This is a genomic window from Curtobacterium sp. S6 (genome assembly GCF_000710345.2).
Taxonomy (GTDB): domain Bacteria; phylum Actinomycetota; class Actinomycetes; order Actinomycetales; family Micrococcaceae; genus Rothia.
Genome location: NZ_KL537414.1, coordinates 89694 through 106481, shown reverse-complemented (window position 1 = coordinate 106481; position 16788 = coordinate 89694). Strand labels below are relative to the sequence as shown.

General features: G+C 64.9%; 16 protein-coding genes. 1 reads left to right on the top strand and 15 read right to left on the bottom strand.

What is annotated here, in order from left to right; translation table 11 throughout:
• Nucleotides 1-19: 19 nt before the first annotated feature.
• From CURSPS6_RS09865 to sdhC, 11 genes are all read right to left on the bottom strand, one after another.
• Complete coding sequence (locus CURSPS6_RS09865) at nucleotides 20-1327, bottom strand: thymidine phosphorylase (protein ID WP_030015875.1); 1308 nt, start codon at nucleotides 1325-1327, stop codon at nucleotides 20-22.
• 61 nt (nucleotides 1328-1388) lie between these two features.
• Nucleotides 1389-1805 (bottom strand): cytidine deaminase, encoded by a 417-nt coding sequence (locus CURSPS6_RS09860; protein WP_416371671.1) that lies wholly within the window; start codon nucleotides 1803-1805, stop codon nucleotides 1389-1391.
• 4 nt (nucleotides 1806-1809) lie between these two features.
• Complete coding sequence (locus tag CURSPS6_RS09855) at nucleotides 1810-3120, bottom strand: ABC transporter permease (RefSeq protein ID WP_030015873.1); 1311 nt, start codon at nucleotides 3118-3120, stop codon at nucleotides 1810-1812.
• Complete coding sequence (locus tag CURSPS6_RS09850; RefSeq protein WP_030015872.1) at nucleotides 3117-4433, bottom strand: ABC transporter permease; 1317 nt, start codon at nucleotides 4431-4433, stop codon at nucleotides 3117-3119. The genes CURSPS6_RS09855 and CURSPS6_RS09850 overlap by 4 nt, the downstream gene beginning before the upstream one ends.
• A complete protein-coding gene (locus CURSPS6_RS09845) occupies nucleotides 4430-5989 on the bottom strand; it encodes an ABC transporter ATP-binding protein (protein WP_035811039.1) in 1560 nt (519 codons plus the stop codon). Before CURSPS6_RS09845 ends, CURSPS6_RS09850 begins: the two co-directional genes overlap by 4 nt.
• Nucleotides 5990-6004: 15 nt before the next feature.
• On the bottom strand, nucleotides 6005-7120 hold the full coding sequence (locus CURSPS6_RS09840; protein ID WP_030015870.1) for a BMP family lipoprotein: 1116 nt from the start codon (nucleotides 7118-7120) through the stop codon (nucleotides 6005-6007).
• Nucleotides 7121-7258: 138 nt separating this feature from the next.
• Nucleotides 7259-8476, bottom strand: a complete 1218-nt coding sequence (locus tag CURSPS6_RS09835) for an amidohydrolase (protein WP_030015869.1) — start codon at nucleotides 8474-8476, stop codon at nucleotides 7259-7261.
• A 126-nt stretch (nucleotides 8477-8602) separates the two neighbouring features.
• Complete coding sequence (locus CURSPS6_RS09830) at nucleotides 8603-9394, bottom strand: succinate dehydrogenase iron-sulfur subunit (protein ID WP_030015868.1); 792 nt, start codon at nucleotides 9392-9394, stop codon at nucleotides 8603-8605.
• Entirely contained in the window at nucleotides 9394-11154 is a 1761-nt protein-coding gene (gene sdhA, locus CURSPS6_RS09825; protein ID WP_030015866.1) for a succinate dehydrogenase flavoprotein subunit, read from the bottom strand. Before sdhA ends, CURSPS6_RS09830 begins: the two co-directional genes overlap by 1 nt.
• Nucleotides 11155-11239: 85 nt before the next feature.
• Nucleotides 11240-11725 carry a succinate dehydrogenase hydrophobic membrane anchor subunit gene (locus CURSPS6_RS09820; protein WP_030015865.1) on the bottom strand — a complete coding sequence of 162 codons (486 nt, stop codon included), beginning with the start codon at nucleotides 11723-11725 and terminating at the stop codon, nucleotides 11240-11242.
• 3 nt (nucleotides 11726-11728) lie between these two features.
• Nucleotides 11729-12130: a succinate dehydrogenase, cytochrome b556 subunit gene (gene sdhC, locus CURSPS6_RS09815; RefSeq protein ID WP_035811034.1), complete on the bottom strand. Its 402-nt coding sequence runs from the start codon at nucleotides 12128-12130 to the stop codon at nucleotides 11729-11731.
• A gap of 331 nt (nucleotides 12131-12461) precedes the next feature.
• Between sdhC and CURSPS6_RS09810 the strand changes: the two genes are divergently transcribed.
• Complete coding sequence (locus CURSPS6_RS09810) at nucleotides 12462-13571, top strand: mannose-1-phosphate guanylyltransferase (RefSeq protein WP_030015863.1); 1110 nt, start codon at nucleotides 12462-12464, stop codon at nucleotides 13569-13571.
• On the opposite strand, the gene CURSPS6_RS09805 is transcribed toward CURSPS6_RS09810, so the two are convergent.
• The 4 genes from CURSPS6_RS09805 to CURSPS6_RS09790 form a co-directional block, all read right to left on the bottom strand.
• Nucleotides 13568-14122: a 2'-5' RNA ligase family protein gene (locus CURSPS6_RS09805; protein ID WP_030015862.1), complete on the bottom strand. Its 555-nt coding sequence runs from the start codon at nucleotides 14120-14122 to the stop codon at nucleotides 13568-13570. The two genes, CURSPS6_RS09810 and CURSPS6_RS09805, sit on opposite strands and share 4 nt — an antisense overlap.
• Before the next feature lie 52 nt (nucleotides 14123-14174).
• A complete protein-coding gene (gene trpS / locus CURSPS6_RS09800) occupies nucleotides 14175-15212 on the bottom strand; it encodes a tryptophan--tRNA ligase (protein ID WP_152978130.1) in 1038 nt (345 codons plus the stop codon).
• Nucleotides 15213-15271: 59 nt separating this feature from the next.
• A complete protein-coding gene (locus CURSPS6_RS09795; protein ID WP_030015859.1) occupies nucleotides 15272-16141 on the bottom strand; it encodes an exodeoxyribonuclease III in 870 nt (289 codons plus the stop codon).
• An 88-nt stretch (nucleotides 16142-16229) separates the two neighbouring features.
• On the bottom strand, nucleotides 16230-16766 hold the full coding sequence (locus tag CURSPS6_RS09790) for a hypothetical protein (RefSeq protein WP_030015858.1): 537 nt from the start codon (nucleotides 16764-16766) through the stop codon (nucleotides 16230-16232).
• Between the last annotated feature and the right edge of the window lie 22 nt (nucleotides 16767-16788).

Sequence of the window (16788 nt, the reverse complement as noted above, 5' to 3'; positions counted from 1 at the left end):
GGGCAAGGACTTTTGGACCCTATTCTGCCGACAGTCTACCGAGGATGAGCGCTCTTTCGGCACCAGCTGAATCGGTCGTGGCGATGTCGTAGGCGCCGGCCAAGGATTCCAAGGCCCTATCGAAGCGCTCCGGTGTGTCCGTCAATAGCGTCATGAGGGGTTCGCCCTCCTTCACGCGGTCACCGGGTTTGGCGTGCAGGCGCACGCCCGCGCCGGCCTGCACCGGATCTTCCTTGCGTGACCTGCCCGCGCCGAGCCGCCACGACGCGACGCCCACGGACAGCGCGTCGAGCCGTCGTAACGTTCCCGTGGCGGGTGCCACGATGACGTGCGACTCGCGGGCAACCGGCAGCGCGGCCTCGGGGTCACCACCCTGTGCGCGAATCATCTCGCGGTAGACGTCCATGGCCCGCCCGTCGGCCAGGGCCTCGGCGGGATCCTCGTCCACACCGGAGGCCTGAAGCATCTCCCGGGCCAGCGCCACGGTGAGCTCGACGACGTCGGCCGGTCCCCCACCGGCGAGCACCTCGACCGACTCCTCGACCTCGATCGCGTTGCCCACGGTCAGACCGAGCGGCGTCGACATATCGGTCAACAGCGCGGTGGTCTTGACCCCGGCCGCGCCGCCGAGGTCGACCATGGTTTGGGCGAGCTCCCGGGCGGATTCCTCGTCTTTCATGAAGGCACCGGAGCCCACCTTGACGTCCAGAACGAGAGAATCCGTGCCCTCGGCGATCTTCTTGGACATGATCGAGGAAGCGATCAGAGGGATCGCCTCGACGGTTCCGGTCACGTCCCGCAGGGCGTAAAGCTTCTTGTCGGCCGGGGCGAGTCCCGTGCCAGCCGCGCAGATCACGGCGCCGACGCTGCCGAGGATCGACATCATGCGATCGTTACTGACCGCGGCCTGCCACCCGGGGATCGACTCCAGCTTGTCGAGCGTGCCGCCGGTGTGGCCGAGGCCGCGTCCGGAGAGCTGCGGGACAGCCACGCCGTAGGCGGCGACCAGGGGTGCCAGCGGAAGGGTGATCTTGTCCCCGACCCCGCCGGTCGAGTGCTTATCCGCGGTCGCGATCTTGCGCCCGGGACCGATGATCGGCGAGAAATCCAGCCTCTCTCCGCTGGCGATCATGGCCTGCGTCCATTGCGAGATCTCCCGACGGTCCATGCCGTTGAGGAAAATGGCCATGCCGAGCGCCGACATCTGCTCGTCGGCCACGGCGCCGCGGGTGTACGCGTCCACGACCCAGCCGATCTGCTCGTCGGATAGCTCGTGGCGGTCCCGTTTGGCGCGGATGACGTCGACCACGTCGAATCTTTCGCTCATGAGAGTCTCATTCCTTTGTTCGATACTTTGGTCTCGTGAGGCCCCGGCAGGCGGCCCCGGGTCAGCCCCCGGTCACGTTCGCGGCCCCGAACGCCTGCGGCAACACCTCATCCATCGTCCGCGGACCCAGGGGCGTCATGATCCGCAACTCGGGGGCTCGGTGCTCGTTGAGCAGTTGCCGGCATCGACCGCAGGGCATGATCACCTCTCCCGATCCGTTGACGCAGATGAACTCGGTGAGCGTGCCGCCGCCGGTCCGGAAGAGTTCCGAGACGAGGGAGCATTCCGCGCACAGGGTCACCCCGTACGAGGCGTTCTCGATGTTCGCGCCCGTCAGGAGGCGGCCGTCGTCGGCCAGCGCCGCGGCACCCACCGGGTAGCGGGAGTACGGGCTGTAGGAATGGCCCAGCGCCTCTCGCGCGGCGGCAGCGAGGCGATCCCAGGGGGCCTGGTCGAGCGAAGCATTCTTAGACATCATCGCGTCACTCCTTGACGTACGGGACACCGCTCGCGGCGGGCCCTCTCGAGCGGCCCACCAGCCCGGTCACGGCGGCAATCGTCACCACGTAGGGCAACATGGCCAGGAATTGGCTGGGCACCGTGGTGCCCAGGAGCGACAACACGGATTGCAGGTTGGTCGCGAAGCCGAACAACAGCGCCGCGAACAGCGCGCCGAAGGGCCGCCACCGACCGAAGATCAGCGCCGCCAGGGCGATATACCCCTGTCCGGCCGTCATGTCCTTGTTGAAGCTCGACACGGAGACCAGGGTGAAGAAGGCCCCGCCGAGCCCAGCGACCGCCCCCGCGAGCAGAACGTTGAGGAACCTCAGCCGATTAACCGAGACGCCCAGGGTGTCGGCCGCCTTGGGGTGTTCCCCGACCGCGCGGGTTCGCAGGCCCCAGCGGGTCTTGGACAGCCCAAACCAGATAAGGAAGACCACCACGTACATCAGGTACACGATGACCGACTGGTCGAACAGAACCGGGCCGATCACGGGGATTTTCGACAGCAGGGGAATCGCGAAACTCGGCAGGTGGGCCGGCGCATTGAGGCCGACATCGCTCCGGGAGAGCACCGTGGAGTAGAGGAAGCCGGTCAGCCCGGACACCAGCACGTTGATCACGACACCGACGATCACCTGATTGACCAGGTACTTGATCGAGAAGGAGGCGAGGATCAACGACACCAGCATGGCCCCGATCATGGCGGCGATCAGACCGACCCAGGCATTGTGGGTGACCGAGCCCGCGATGGCGGCCGCGAAAGCACCGAACAGCAGCTGCCCTTCGATCGCGATGTTGACCACGCCGGATCGCTCGCACAGCAGCCCGGACATCGAACCGAAGATCAGCGGCACCGCGAGCGTGAGCGATCCCCCGAGCAGGCCCGGCAGGGACAGGCTGTTTCCGTCCGCGTGGCTGACCGCCCACACGAGCATCGCCACGATGAAGGCGACCCAGAAGACCGCGACGGCCCAGCGGCCGACGGGCCGCCCGCGTGAGGTCACGATCCACGCGTACACGGCGATCAGCACCATCACGACCGACAAGATCCACCCGGTGGCCGCCGCGGAAACGTTCACATCGGCCAGGCGGATAACGTCGTGTTTGTCGGACAGGCGGAACGTCACGGTCGCCGATGTGGCCCGGAGGCCGCACAGGAGCACGGCGAGAACCGCCAGGACCGTGAAAATGATGGCGTGGCGCCAGTTCCGGACCACGGCCGTCGCCTGGGCGGGGACGCCCTCGGCGCGATGGGAGGAAGAGACGGGGGCGTTGACAGACGTGCTCATTGTGCGGCTCCTGCCTTCTGTGTTGCCGGGCGACGACGCTGAGCCGAGCCGGCCTTTCGCGGATCCGGAAGCCGGAAGATCGCTCGGACCAGGGGCGGGGCGGCGATGAACAAGACGATCAGCGACTGAACGACCAGAACGATGTTGATGTTGGTGCCGGTGTTGGTCTGCATCGCCACTCCCCCGGCGCGGAAGGCGCCGTACAGGAGCCCGGCCCAGAACGTGCCCCAGGGATTGGAACGGCCGAGCAGCGCGACGGTAATCGCGTCAAAGCCGAAGGACGCCGCGATGTCACCGGTCAGGATCTTTTCGGTGCCCGAGACCTGGGAGACCCCGGCGAGCCCCGAGAGGCCGCCGGACATGAGCATGACCACGATGTATCCCATCGTGACGTTGATGCCGGCCGACTTGGCGGCGTTCGGGTTGGCCCCCACGGCGCGCAACCGGAATCCGATGGTCGAGCGATTGATCATCCAGGAAACCAGGAGGACGGCGAGGATCGCCAGGATGAACCCCCAATGCAGCCTGAAGGCGTCGCCGAAGAGCTTCGGGAACTGGGCGCTCTCATCGATTTGCGGGGAGATCGGGTTGGTGGAACCGGGACGCTGGAACCCCGGCGTCGTGAGCAGATAGAGGATCAGGTTCAACGCCACGTAATTGAGCATGATGCACAGGATGACCTCATGGGCACCCGTCTTGGCCTTGAGCAGGCCGACGAGCCCGCCCCAGAGCGCGCCGCCGATGGCGCCGCCGATGATCACCAGAAGCACGTGAATCGCCATCGGCAGGTGCCAGCTGAATCCGATGTATCCGGCCACGATCGCGCCCACGATGATCTGGCCCTGCGCACCGATGTTGAACAGCCCGGAGCGGAAGGAGATCGCGACGCCCAGGCCCGCGAAGATCAACGGCGTCGCGATCGTCAGGGTCTCCGTGAGCGGGTAGATCTTTTGCGTGAAGTCCTTGCCGTGCGGGTTGAAAATCGCGCCTTCGAACAGCGCGACGTAGGCCGAGCTGGCGGACTTCCAGGCCGCGACGAAGGTATCGCTCGGCCGGTTGAAGAAGTAGTTCATGCGGGTCAGGACCCGCTGATCGGTGAAGATGATCAGCAAACCACCCACGACCAGGGCCGCGACGAGCGCCGCGGCGGACAGAACGAGCGGAGAGGACGTGATCCGGTAGGCCAACGAGGGCTTCTGCGGGCCATCGGCCCAGGGCGGCGTCACGGGCGCCTGCGGGGCGTCCTCGGCGGGCACGGCGGCGAGGCCGTCAGCGGGCGCCGGAACGGGCTGGGGTGACTCGTTGGAGCTCATGAGATCTCTCCTTCGGCGGCTTCCGCCGGTGCTGGGTGCGAGGATTCTGCGTAGGCTTCGTCGGCGGTGGCCCCCGCCATCATCATGCCGAGTACCTCTCGCGGAATATCCGGGTTGACGATGCCCATGAGGCGACCGTGATGGAACACGGCGATGCGGTCGGCGAGCGCATAGACCTCATCCAATTCGGTGGATACGAGAATCACCGGTGTTCCGGAATCTCGTTGCGCGACGATGCGTTGGTGAATCAGCTCGATGGAGCCGACGTCCACGCCGCGGGTCGGCTGCGAGGCCACAAACAGCGCGAGTCGATGCGACAGTTCGCGGGCCACCACGACCTTCTGCTGGTTTCCGCCGGAAAGCGTCTCGACGCGGTCCGAGAGGCTGTTCATGCGGATGTCGAAGTCGGCGGCCTTCTCGCGGGCGTTGGCCTTGATAGCCCGGCGCTTGAGCTGCGGGCCCTTGGAGAAGGTCTTTTCGTCGAAGCGGTTCAGCACGAGGTTCTCCTCGATGCTGAACGAGCCCACCAGGCCGTCGTCGAGCCGGTCCTCGGGGACGAAGCCGACGCCGGAGCGGATGATCTTCTTGGTCGAGCGGCCCAGCAGGTTCTTCCCGTTCAGGCTCACGGTTCCGGTCGCTTTGGGATGCAGCCCCATGATGGTCTCGGTGAACTCGGTCTGTCCGTTGCCCTGGACGCCCGCGATCGCGAGGATCTCGCCGCCGCGGACCGTCAGGTCGATCTCGTCGAGGACCTTGACGCCGGTCGGAGAGACCAGGGACAGGCCCCGCACCGAGAACTCGGAATCGTTGGTCTTCGGCGCGGCCTTGTCCACGACGAGGTTGACGTCGTGCCCGACCATCATGGCGGCCAGCTCGGTGGTCGACGCCGACGGCTCGACGGTTCCGACGACCTTTCCCCGACGGATCACGGTGATCTCGTCCGAGACGGCCCTGACCTCGCGCAATTTATGCGAGATGAACAGGAGGGACTTCCCGTCCGACCGGAGCTGAGCCATGATCGCCAACAGCTCGTCGGTTTCGGCCGGGGTCAGCACCGCCGTCGGTTCGTCCAGGATCAGGATTTCGGCGTCGCGCACGAGCGCCTTGATGATCTCGACCCTTTGCTGAACCCCGACTGGAAGATCCTCGACGATCGCGTCGGGGTCCACGTGGAATCCGTATCTTTCGGAGATCTCACGGATTTTTTTCTTGGTGGCCTCGAGGTTGAGGGATGCGCCTTTGGTTTCCTCCGCGCCGAGGGCCACGTTCTCCGCGACCGTGAAGACCGGTACGAGCATGAAGTGCTGGTGGACCATGCCGATGCCGGCGGCCATCGCGTCCCCGGGGCCGGAGAAGGTCACGGGTTGATCGTCCACCAGGATTTCACCGGCGGTGGGTTCGTAGAGCCCGTAGATGACGTTCATGAGGGTTGACTTGCCCGCACCGTTCTCGCCGAGGAGACAGTGCACGGTCCCGGGCTCGACCACCAGATCGATCGAGTCGTTCGCGGTGAAGGAGCCGAAGCGTTTGGTCACCGACCGCAGTTCGAGTTTCATTCTCGGCCTTCCTGATTACTTCTTCACCGGGCTGGCCTTGGAAGAGACCGTGATCTTGCCGTCGATGATCTGCTGTTTGAGGTCCTTGAGCTCATTCTTCAGCCCATCCGGGATATTGCCTTCCTGGTCGTGGTAGGGGGCCAGCCCCACGCCGTCGTTCTGAAGGGTTCCGACGTAGGGCTGATTGGTGAATTTGCCGTCCATGTCGTCCACGTAGGCGCTTTCCACGGCGTCGCCCATTTTCTTGATGACCGAGGTCAAGACGTATTCCTGGCCCCCGGAGAGGGTTTCGTAGCCGTCCGAATCGACCCAGATGATGCGCGCCGGGTTCTTCGGCTCGTCCGAGTTGTAGCCGTTCACGGCGTCCACCGCCCCGTTGCCCACGGGGCCGGCCACGGGCATCACGATGTCGGCTCCTTCATTGAGGAAGTTCTGGGTCGTGGTCTTGCCCTTGCCCGTGTCCTCGAAATCGCCGGTAAACGTTCCGGTCTGTTTGGCGACGTCCCAACCCAGCAGCGTGACGTCCTTGTGCTTCTGCTGGTTGTAGTACTTGACGCCTTCGGCGAAGCCGTCCATGAAGATCGTGACCGTGGGAATCTCCATGCCGCCGAAGGTTGCGATCTTGCCGGTCTTGGTGGATCCCGCGGCGAGGTACCCGGCCAGGAATGCGGCCTGGGAGGTGTCGTAGATGATGGGACGCACGTTCGGCAGGTCGATGGAGTTGTCGTCCACCGTGGCGAAGTGCATGTCCGGGTTGGCCTGCGCGGCCGCCTTGGTCGCGTCGGCAATATTGAATCCGACGGTCACGGTCAGCCCGCACCCGCCCTGGACCATCGAGTTGACGTTGGGTTCGTAATCGGTGACCGCCTGCGATTCCGCCTGCTTGGTCTGGATCCCGTAGTCGTCCTTGGTCTTCAACAATCCTTCGTAGGAGTTCTGGTTGAAGGAACGGTCGTCAAAGCCGCCCGAGTCCGAGACGATGCACCCGGTGTAATCCGAGCGGTCGTTGGCGATGTCGGCATCTTGATCCGGGGCAGGCGCGCAACCGGTCAGGACCAGGGCGGACGCGCTGACGAGGGCACCGGTCACCGCGACGGCGCGGCGTGGTCCCGAAATGCGAGGGGCGGGCATGAATTACCTCCGGGTGCGCCGACCCGGAGGGCCAAGGTGCCCCCTGCCGGGAAAGGACGCGAGTGATGTGCGGTACGGCTTCTAGTCTAAACCGTCACATCGCGCATGGGTGCCCATCCACAGGATCGACCGGGCTGGTCAGCCGCCGCGACGCTCAAGATTGACGGCCCGGAGCGCCGTCGCCGCCATGACGCGGATGCCGCACTCGATCGCGCGTTCGTCGGCGATGTAGTCCGCCTGGTGGAGGTCGTAGGTGGGCCCGCCGGGGGTGCGGGTTCCCAGCCTCATCATCGAGCCGGGAACTTCTTGGAGCATCCACGCGAAGTCCTCGCCGCCCATGGACTGTTCCATGAGCACCACGGAGTCTTCCCCCAACTCGGCCCGCGCGGCATTCTCCAAGAGGGTCGTCTCGGTCTCCGTGTTGACCACGGGCGGGACACCAGGGACGTGCTCCAGCTCGACCTCCACGCCGTAGGGCGCGGAAACCTGCTCGACGACCTCGTCGAGCAGCTCCCCGGCCCGGTACCAGGCGTCGGCGTCCAGGCACCGCATGGTTCCGGCCATGTAACCCGTGGCGGGGATCGCGTTGGGGGCGACGCCGGCCTCGATCTGGCCCCACACCACGAGGACGCCGGATCGGACGTCGAGGTTTCGCGACAGCACGGCGGGCACGTTGATCGCGATCTGGCCCATCGCGTAGATCAGGTCTTCGGTCAGGTGCGGACGCGAGGTGTGGCCGCCTCGCCCGTTGACCTTCAGTTTGATGGTGTCGGTCGCCGAGGTGATGGCCCCGATGCGCGTGCCGACCTGCCCGACGTCGACCTTCGGCTCGCAGTGCAACGCGAAGGCGCGCGGGACTCCCTCGAGGGCGCCCTCCTTGATGACCGACACGGCGCCGCCGGGCAGCTGCTCCTCGGCGGGCTGGAAGATGACCCGGACGGTTCCGGCCAGCGGCGCGGAAGAATCGATATCCGCCAGGGTCAGCGCCACGCCCAGCATGACGGTCTGGTGGATGTCGTGTCCGCACGCGTGCATGACGTCGTCGTTCACGGAGGCGAAGTCGAGTCCGGTCTTCTCCTGGATGGGCAGGGCGTCGATGTCGGCCCGTAGCGCGACGGCGATCGGCCCGTGACCGATGTCCACGTAACACCCCGTGTGCGAGAAACGCACGGGCTTCAGGCCCGCCTTCTCCAAGCGGGCGACGAGACGTTCGGTCGTCTCGTGTTCCCGGTAGGAGAGCTCCGGATAACGATGCACCGTGCGCCGAAAGTCGATCAGTTCGTCAACGAACTTTCCGACCAGGGGCGTCACGTGGAGGGGGCTACCGGATGCTGAGAGAGTCGGACTATTTGCCATATGAGTGACCATAGCGCGCATACCCGAAAACGCCGTCACGTTGCATTCGTGTTAAAACATGACGCCGCCCTCTCCCCTGCGGCGGGGAGAGGGCGGCGTCGATTCACCGGCGTGACCGATCACGCATCAGAACGCGCGGGCGAGAACCGCCTGCTTGACCTCGGCGATGGCCTTGGTGATCTGGATGCCGCGGGGGCACGCCTCGGTGCAGTTGAAGGTGGTCCGACAACGCCAAACGCCTTCCTTGTCGTTGAGGATCTCCAGCCGCATGTCACCGGCGTCGTCGCGCGAGTCGAAGATGAATCGATGCGCGTTGACGATCGCGGCCGGACCGAAGTACTGACCGTCGGTCCAGAACACGGGGCACGAGGATGTGCACGCCGCGCACAGGATGCACTTGGTCGTGTCGTCGAAACGATCCCGGTCCTCTTGCGACTGGTACCTCTCGCGCTCGGGTTCGTGCCCCTCGTTCATGAGGAACGGCATGATCTCGCGGTAGGACTGGAAGAACGGTTCCATGTCCACGATGAGGTCCTTCTCGCAGGGAAGGCCCTTGATCGCCTCAACCGTGACCGGCTTCTCGAGATCGAGATCCTTGAGAAGGGTCTTGCACGCGAGGCGGTTGCGGCCGTTGATGCGCATGGCGTCCGAGCCGCACACGCCGTGGGCGCAGGAGCGGCGGAACGACAGCGAACCGTCGATCTCCCACTTGACCTTGTGCAGTGCGTCCAGGACACGGTCGGTGCCGAACATTTCGAGCTGGAATTCGTCCCAGTAGGCCTCGTCCGAAACCTCGGGATTGTAGCGGCGGACCTTCAGGGTCAGGTTGTACTTGGGGATCTCTCCCCCGCCACCGGACTCGCCCGGAAGATCGACCTTCGATGCCGGCTCTGCGGCTTCCTTTTCCTGAGTAGTCATTAGTACTTACGCTCCATTGGCTCGTAGCGGGTGAAGATCACCGGCTTGGTCTCGAGGCGGATGCCGGCGACGCTGTCGGTCTCGGCGCTCTCGTCCAGGTAGGCCATCGAGTGCTTCATGAACTTGTCGTCATCGCGGTCCGGGAAGTCTTCGCGGAAGTGACCTCCGCGGGACTCCTCACGGTGCAGGGCGGCGACGGACATGACCTTGGCCAGCTCGAGGAGGAAGCCGAGCTCCACTGCCTCCAGCAGGTCCAGGTTGAACCGCTTGCCCTGATCCTGAATCGCGATGCGGGTGTAACGATCCTGGAGTTCCGCGATCTTGTTGAGCGCGTTGTGGATCGTATCGGCGGTGCGGAACACCTGCATGTCGGCGTCCATGACGTCCTGCAGCTCCTTGCGCAGCACGCCGACCTTCTCGTCGCCGTGGCCGCTGCGGACCATCTCGAGGAGATCCATGGTGCGCTGCGTCGCGTCTTCCGCGATGGGCAGGAAGTCCGCCGTCGCGGCGTACTCGGCGGCGCGGATGCCGGCCCGCTTGCCGAACACGTTGATGTCCAGCAACGAGTTGGTGCCCAAACGGTTGGATCCGTGAACCGACACACAGGCGACCTCGCCGGCCGCGTAAAGGCCGGGGACCGTCTCTTCCGAGTTCTGGTAGACCTCGGCGTCGATGTTGGTCGGGATGCCGCCCATCGCGTAGTGCGCGGTCGGGAAGACCGGGACCGGCTCGGTATAGGGCTCGACACCCAGGTACGTGCGGGCAAACTCCGTGATATCGGGGAGCTTCGCATCGATGTGGGCGGGTTCGAGGTGGGTCAGGTCCAACAGGACGTAGTCCTTATTGGGGCCGCAACCTCGGCCTTCGCGCACCTCGTTGGCCATCGAACGGGCCACGATGTCGCGCGGGGCGAGGTCCTTAATGGTCGGGGCGTAACGCTCCATGAAGCGTTCGCCCTCGGAGTTGCGCAGAATGCCGCCTTCGCCGCGGGCCGCCTCCGAGACCAGGATGCCCAGGCCCGCCAGGCCGGTCGGGTGGAACTGCACGAATTCCATGTCCTCGAGGGGAAGACCGTTGCGGAAGGCGATGGCCATGCCGTCGCCCGTCAACGTGTGAGCGTTCGAGGTGGTCTTGAAGATCTTGCCGCAACCGCCGGAGGCGAAAACGATCGACTTGGCCTGGAACACGTGGATATCGCCGGTGGCCAGGTCGTAGGTCACGACGCCGGAGGGGCGACGCTGCCCGTCGACCTCCGTCATGATCAGGTCCAGCACGTAGTACTCGTTGAAGAACTCGACGTTGTGCTTGACGCAGTTCTGGTACAGCGTCTGGAGAATCATGTGACCCGTGCGGTCGGCGGCGTAGCACGCGCGACGCACCGGGGACTTGCCGTGGTCACGGGTGTGGCCGCCGAAGCGACGCTGGTCGATGCGTCCCTCCGGGGTGCGGTTGAAGGGCAGGCCCATCTTTTCCAGGTCCAGCACGGCGTCGATGGCCTCCTTGGCCATGACCTCCGCGGCATCCTGGTCGACCAGGTAGTCGCCACCCTTAATGGTGTCGAAGGTGTGCCATTCCCAGTTGTCTTCCTCGACGTTGGCGAGTGCCGCGCACATGCCGCCCTGGGCCGCACCCGTGTGCGAACGGGTCGGGTAGATCTTGGTCAGTACGGCGGTTCGAGCTCGCTGGCCAGACTCGATGGCCGCGCGCATACCGGCCCCGCCGGCACCGACGATGAGCACATCGTACTTGTGAAGCTGCATTCTTGGATGCTCTTTCCTGTTTGAGTCTTGAAGGGTTGGGGGCCGCCGCGTGGGCCGCTCCCCTGCGTCGAATGTCCGGGCGAAGCTACGGGGCCGGGCAGAAGGACGGGACCAGCGAGGGGTCCGCTCCGGTGGGGCACGGCGAGAAGGTGAAGATCACCAAGGTGCCCACCAGAAGGATGAACCCGGCCGCCAGGAACAGCAGGGTCTTGAGCCAGAAGCGGGTCTTGTCCTTTTCGGCGTAGTCGTCAATGACGGTGCGCACGCCGTTGGTTCCGTGGAGCATGGCGAGCCACAGCATGATCAGGTCCCAGACCTGCCAGAACGGGTTGGCCCATTTGCCACCGACGAAGCCAAAGTCGATCGCGTGCACGCCATCACCGACCATGAGGTTCACGAAGAGGTGTCCGAAGATCAGGACGATCAGGACGACACCGGAGACACGCATGTAAAGCCATGCGAACATCTCGAAGTTATTGCGCTTGGAACCGGATCGGTTGTACTTGACGCCATTGACGCTGTTGTCGCGGCTGCGCGGTACGGCGATCCGAGTTTTCAACGGAGTTGCCATGGGTTAGTGACCTCCAAAAACGATCGCGAGGTGGCGGATGGCGAAGGGAACGATCGCGATGACCCAGAGGATCAACACGCCCCACAGCATCGCCTTTTGGTTCTTTGCGCCGTTCTTCCAGAAGTCGATCAGGATGATGCGCAGGCCGTTGAAGGCGTGATAGACGATGGCCGCCACGAGGCCGGCCTCACCGAGACCCATGATGGGGTTCTTGTAGGTGGCGATCACGGCGTTGTAGGCCTCCGGGGAAACCCGTACGAGGGCCGTATCCAGCACGTGGACCAGCAAAAAGAAGAAAATCGCGATACCCGTCACGCGATGGGCCACCCACGACCACATGCCTTGGCGGCCACGGTAGAGGGTGCCTTTGGATGTATTCGGCACTGAATAACCTCCCTGATTCATCAAGCGGAGGGCCGCGGCGTCGGTCTTCCGCCGGCGGGGGCCCACATACTACTGCCACTGTGCAGATCGGGCAGGCCCCGATGTGTCATAAGTGAGCGAGTTCTACGGCCAGATTACCAGCCGATTGGCGCCTTGGTGACACCATGTCGACGGCCTCGATCCGCGCCGTGACGGGGATATTAGGTAACCTTTTTGTCCACTATTCCGTTGCTTCCCTTACTTTCCGCCGATCGGTGCGGATCCGCCTGGATCGAGTTCGGGTCAGACTGCATCGAAGGCCCCGTGGCCCGCCTTGAGAATTATGACGAATCCAACGGTTACGATGGGGACGATGAAAACTCACAGCGCACATTTCTACCCGTTTATCCCGGCTGGGGGTGTCGGGTCACGACTCTGGCCACTGTCTAGGGCGGACGCACCCAAGTTCCTTCTGGACCTGACCGGTTCGGGCCACTCCCTGTTGCGCGCGACCTACGATCGGCTGATCGACCTGAGCTCCGACGGGGTGATGGTGATCACCGGACGCACCCACGCGCAGGCAGTACAGCAGCAGTTGCCGGAATGCGCTGACGAGAATCTGGTCCTCGAGCCGTCGCCCAAGGACTCCGGCGCGGCCATCGGTTTGGCCAGCGCGATCATCTCGCTGCGGGATCCCGAGGCGATCATCGGTTCCTTCGCCGCCGACCACGTCGTGGAGCCCACCGAGGAATTTCACCGGGTCGTCAAGGAGGCCGTCGCGACCGCCGAGACCGGCCGGATCGTGACCATTGGCATCAACCCGACCTCCCCATCCACGGGATTCGGCTACATCCGCGCCAGCGAAGGACTCAACATCGACCAGGCGCCGTCCGCGCTGAAGGTCGAGGACTTCGTCGAGAAGCCCGACGAGGACACCGCCCGCTCGTACGTGCGCAGCGGAAACTACACCTGGAACGCCGGCATGTTCGTCGCCCCGGCCCGGCTCTTGCTCCACCATCTCCAGGCCAATCAGCCCGAGCTGCACGACGGCATCATGGAGATCGCCCAGGCGTGGGAGACCGATCAGCGCGACGCCGTGATGGACCGTGTCTGGCCGGACCTGCCGAAGATCGCGATCGACTACGCCGTGGCCGAGCCCGCGGCCGCCGCCGGCGATGTGGCCATGGTCCCCGCCTCCTTCACCTGGGACGACGTCGGAGACTTTGCCGCCATCAGCCGGCTCAACCGCGCCGTCAACGTCGACGAGGTCGCGGTGATCGGCAAAAATAAGCGAGTCATGACGGACAATGCCTCGGGCATCGTCGCCTCGGATACCAGCCGCATCGTCGCGCTGATCGGCGTCGAGGATATCGTCGTCGTGGACACCCCGGACGCGCTGTTGGTCACCACGCAGGAGCACGCGCAACGGGTCAAGAACGCCGTCAACGCCCTCAAGGAGAACGGCGACACCGACGTCCTCTAGGCCTTTGCCTCCCGGGGCAGGCGCCCCGCGAGGCGAATCTCGCCCAGGTGGCTCCAGCCGTGTGCGTCGCTGAGATACGCGGAAACGCGGTCCACCGTGAACGACGCGTGGAAATGACGGAAGTCGTAGAGGGCCGCTTCCAGGAGGCGGCGGTCCTCGTTCTGCGCGATCGTCATGTGGGGGTGGAAGAGAAAGGGCGAGGCGCTGTCGCGGAAGGCCCGGCAACGATCGTGGAACCGCCGCAGAAAATCGTCGCCATCGGAGATCGTCAGGAACACGACGTCGCTGATCGGCCGAAAGGTGCCCGTCCCGGACAGCGAGATCGTCGCCTCGCCCGGGGAGCCACGGTCCGCGCCAAGCCCCCGCAGGAATTCCCGCGCGCTCCGAAGCGGGTCCTCCCCCAGCTCGGTCATGAACACCGTGATGTGGAGCGGATGACCGGGGTCGGCGCCGTTGTCCCGCCGCCAGTCCATCACGACCTTCTGGATGTGCTCCGGAACCTCGAGGACCAGGCTCAGGTAGCTCCGTCCGGGAAGGATCGTCGGGCTCACGCTGAGTCTGGGGCTCGTAGGCTGCTCCGGGGTGGTCATGATGGCCGTGACGCTAAGCCTTGGGGGCTAGGAAGCCCATGTGCTCGTAGGCCGAGGCCACGGTCGGGATAGCGATCTCCCGGGCCTTGGCCGCACCGATGGCCATCAGACGGTCCAGCTCGGCGGGATCGTCCATGATCTCGAGCGTGCGCTCACGGATCGGCCCGAGGGTCTCGACGACGACGTCGGCGAGTCCGACCTTGAGGTGGCCGTACATCTTGCCCTCGTACTCGGCGACGATGTCCTCGACCGCGCGCCCCGTCAGGGAAGAATAGATCGACAGCAGGTTCGAGACCCCCGGCTTGGCCTCGCGGTCGAAGCGGATCTCAGAGCCGTCGTCCGTCACGGCGGACTTGATCTTCTTGGCCATCTTCTTGGGCTCGTCAAGCAGCCAGATCGCCCCGTTGTCCGAGGGGCCCGACTTTGACATCTTGGCGGTGGGATTCTGCAGGTCGTAGATCTTGGCGGTGGAGGTCATGATTTTGGCCTCGGGGACCACAAAGGTCTCCCCGAATCGCTGGTTGAAACGCTGTGCCAGGTTACGCGTCAGCTCGAGATGCTGGCGTTGGTCCTCCCCTACCGGAACCTGGTCGGTCTGGTAGAGGAGGATGTCGGCGGCCATCAGCATGGGGTAGGCGTACAGCCCCGCCGACGTGTTCTCCGCCCCCTGCTTGGCCGACTTGTCCTTGAACTGGGTCATGCGGCGCGCTTCGCCGTCGCCCGTGATGCACGTGAGCAACCACGCGAGTTGCGAGTGCTCCGGCACATGGGACTGCACGAAGAAGGGCGTGGTCGTGGGGTCGATTCCGGCGGCGATGTACTGCGCGGCGGTCTTGCGGGTCCGCTCCGCGAGCTGGGCCGGGTCCTGAGGAACCGTGATGGCGTGCAGGTCCGGGATGAAGTAGATGCACTCGTGATCCGACTGCATCTCGACCCAGTTGCGCACCGCGCCCAGGTAGTTGCCGAGGTGAAGAGAGTCGGCGGAGGGCTGAGCGCCGGAAAAGACCCGGGGCGCCGTCGTGGATGCGTTCGGAATGCTGCGTTCGGTCATGGTGATCTTTTCTCTTCCCATGGTCGCCGGCCGCCCGTTCTCGGGCGCCGGCGGCCGCCTTAAAACTGGTAGTCGACCACGAGCGGTGCGTGGTCGGAGAATCGGGTGTCGTAGCTGGGCGCGCGGTCCACGACGGCGTCGACCGCCGCATCCGCGAGCGCGGGGGTCGCCATGTGGTAGTCGATGCGCCACCCGGCGTCGTTGTCGAAGGCCTGGCCGCGGTACGACCACCAGGTGTACGGTCCCGGGACCTCGCCGGCCAGCCCGCGGGCGACGTCCCGATACCCCAGGTCGCCGAAGAAACGATCAAAATAGGCGCGCTCTTCCGGCAGGAACCCGGCGTTCTTGACGTTGCCCTTCCAGTTCTTGATGTCCAGTTCGGTGTGACCGACGTTGAGGTCGCCGACGATCAGGGCGTGATCGGAGTGTTCGGCCAATTCGGGCAGGCGCCGGAGCATCACCTCGAGGAAGCGGTACTTGTCGTCCTGGCGTTCGGTTCCGACCTCGCCCGAATGCACGTAGGCGGACACCACGGTCAGCGTCTGGCCGTTGGGCAACTCGTAGTCGGCCTCGACCCAGCGACCCGACGTGGCGAAGTAGTCTTCCCCGATGTTCTCTCGGGTTGCCACCGGCTGGCCGGAGAGCCTGGAGGGCCGATCCTCGGAGTCTCGTCGGGTTGCGATCGCCACCCCGGCGCGGCCCTTGGCTTCTGCCTCGGCGTGAAGGATGTGCCAGTCGTCCTCGTTCAGGAGCTCGCGGAGCTTCTTGTCCGGCGCACGCACCTCCTGGAGGCACAGGATGTCCAGGTCGCGGCCCTCGAGCCAGTCCCCCATGGTCTGCTTTTTCTTGGGGTTGAAGGCCGCCCGGATGCCGTTGACGTTCACGGTCGCGATGCGGAGGCTGTTCGCGTCACGAGTGCTTGCTGCCATGGATGTGCACGCCTTCCTGAAGCTGTGATGGGGTTGCCGCCGTCGCCGGCGGTACGCTCACGTACCCTACCGGACGACGACCGGGGGGCTAGTCGACGACGGTGCCGTCGACGGTCTGGTCGGAACGGACCATGCCCATGCCATTCTTGGCGGTGAAGTTGATGGTGTCGATGGCGCGATCCACGACCTCGGGATCCGCCTTCTCGCCCTTGGCGAGCTCTTCCTTGAGGACCTTGTTCTGCACCAGGACAATTTGGAAAGAATGCGCGAGCTTTTGATCCCGCATCTCGTCCTGCCGGGAGGCCGCCGAGGTTCCGGCCGATGGCGCCTTCAACTGGGCCTCGGCGAGATCGCTCTGCAATTTACGGACGGCGGATTTGCCGAAGCGCAGGGTCCCCCGCACCAGGAACAGCGCGTAGACGGCCAGGGCAAGCCAGCCAAAGGCAATGGCCGCGAGAATCCATCCGAGAACGGACTGTTCGTTGGCCGCCTGAATCACGGCGAAGACGAAGATCAGAACCATCACGGCCATGCCGATGACGGTGGCCCAAAAGGCCCGTCCGCTGGTCGAGGTTGACGGTGATGCGGCGCCCGCGCGAGGGTCTGAACTTCCGATGGGTTGCATATTTGCCATTGTACAAGGGGCG

Coding starts and splice junctions, on each gene's coding strand:
- CURSPS6_RS09855 (WP_030015873.1), bottom strand. CDS start 3,120: ATGAGCACGTCTGTCAACGCCCCCGTCTCTTCCTCCCATCGCGCCGAG.
- CURSPS6_RS09795 (WP_030015859.1), bottom strand. CDS start 16,141: ATGGCAGCAAGCACTCGTGACGCGAACAGCCTCCGCATCGCGACCGTG.
- CURSPS6_RS09840 (WP_030015870.1), bottom strand. CDS start 7,120: ATGCCCGCCCCTCGCATTTCGGGACCACGCCGCGCCGTCGCGGTGACC.
- CURSPS6_RS09860 (WP_416371671.1), bottom strand. CDS start 1,805: ATGATGTCTAAGAATGCTTCGCTCGACCAGGCCCCCTGGGATCGCCTC.
- CURSPS6_RS09865 (WP_030015875.1), bottom strand. CDS start 1,327: ATGAGCGAAAGATTCGACGTGGTCGACGTCATCCGCGCCAAACGGGAC.
- CURSPS6_RS09810 (WP_030015863.1), top strand. CDS start 12,462: ATGAAAACTCACAGCGCACATTTCTACCCGTTTATCCCGGCTGGGGGT.
- CURSPS6_RS09845 (WP_035811039.1), bottom strand. CDS start 5,989: ATGAAACTCGAACTGCGGTCGGTGACCAAACGCTTCGGCTCCTTCACC.
- sdhA (WP_030015866.1), bottom strand. CDS start 11,154: ATGCAGCTTCACAAGTACGATGTGCTCATCGTCGGTGCCGGCGGGGCC.
- trpS (WP_152978130.1), bottom strand. CDS start 15,212: ATGACCGAACGCAGCATTCCGAACGCATCCACGACGGCGCCCCGGGTC.
- CURSPS6_RS09820 (WP_030015865.1), bottom strand. CDS start 11,725: ATGGCAACTCCGTTGAAAACTCGGATCGCCGTACCGCGCAGCCGCGAC.
- CURSPS6_RS09830 (WP_030015868.1), bottom strand. CDS start 9,394: ATGACTACTCAGGAAAAGGAAGCCGCAGAGCCGGCATCGAAGGTCGAT.
- CURSPS6_RS09850 (WP_030015872.1), bottom strand. CDS start 4,433: ATGAGCTCCAACGAGTCACCCCAGCCCGTTCCGGCGCCCGCTGACGGC.
- CURSPS6_RS09835 (WP_030015869.1), bottom strand. CDS start 8,476: ATGGCAAATAGTCCGACTCTCTCAGCATCCGGTAGCCCCCTCCACGTG.
- CURSPS6_RS09790 (WP_030015858.1), bottom strand. CDS start 16,766: ATGCAACCCATCGGAAGTTCAGACCCTCGCGCGGGCGCCGCATCACCG.
- sdhC (WP_035811034.1), bottom strand. CDS start 12,130: ATGAATCAGGGAGGTTATTCAGTGCCGAATACATCCAAAGGCACCCTC.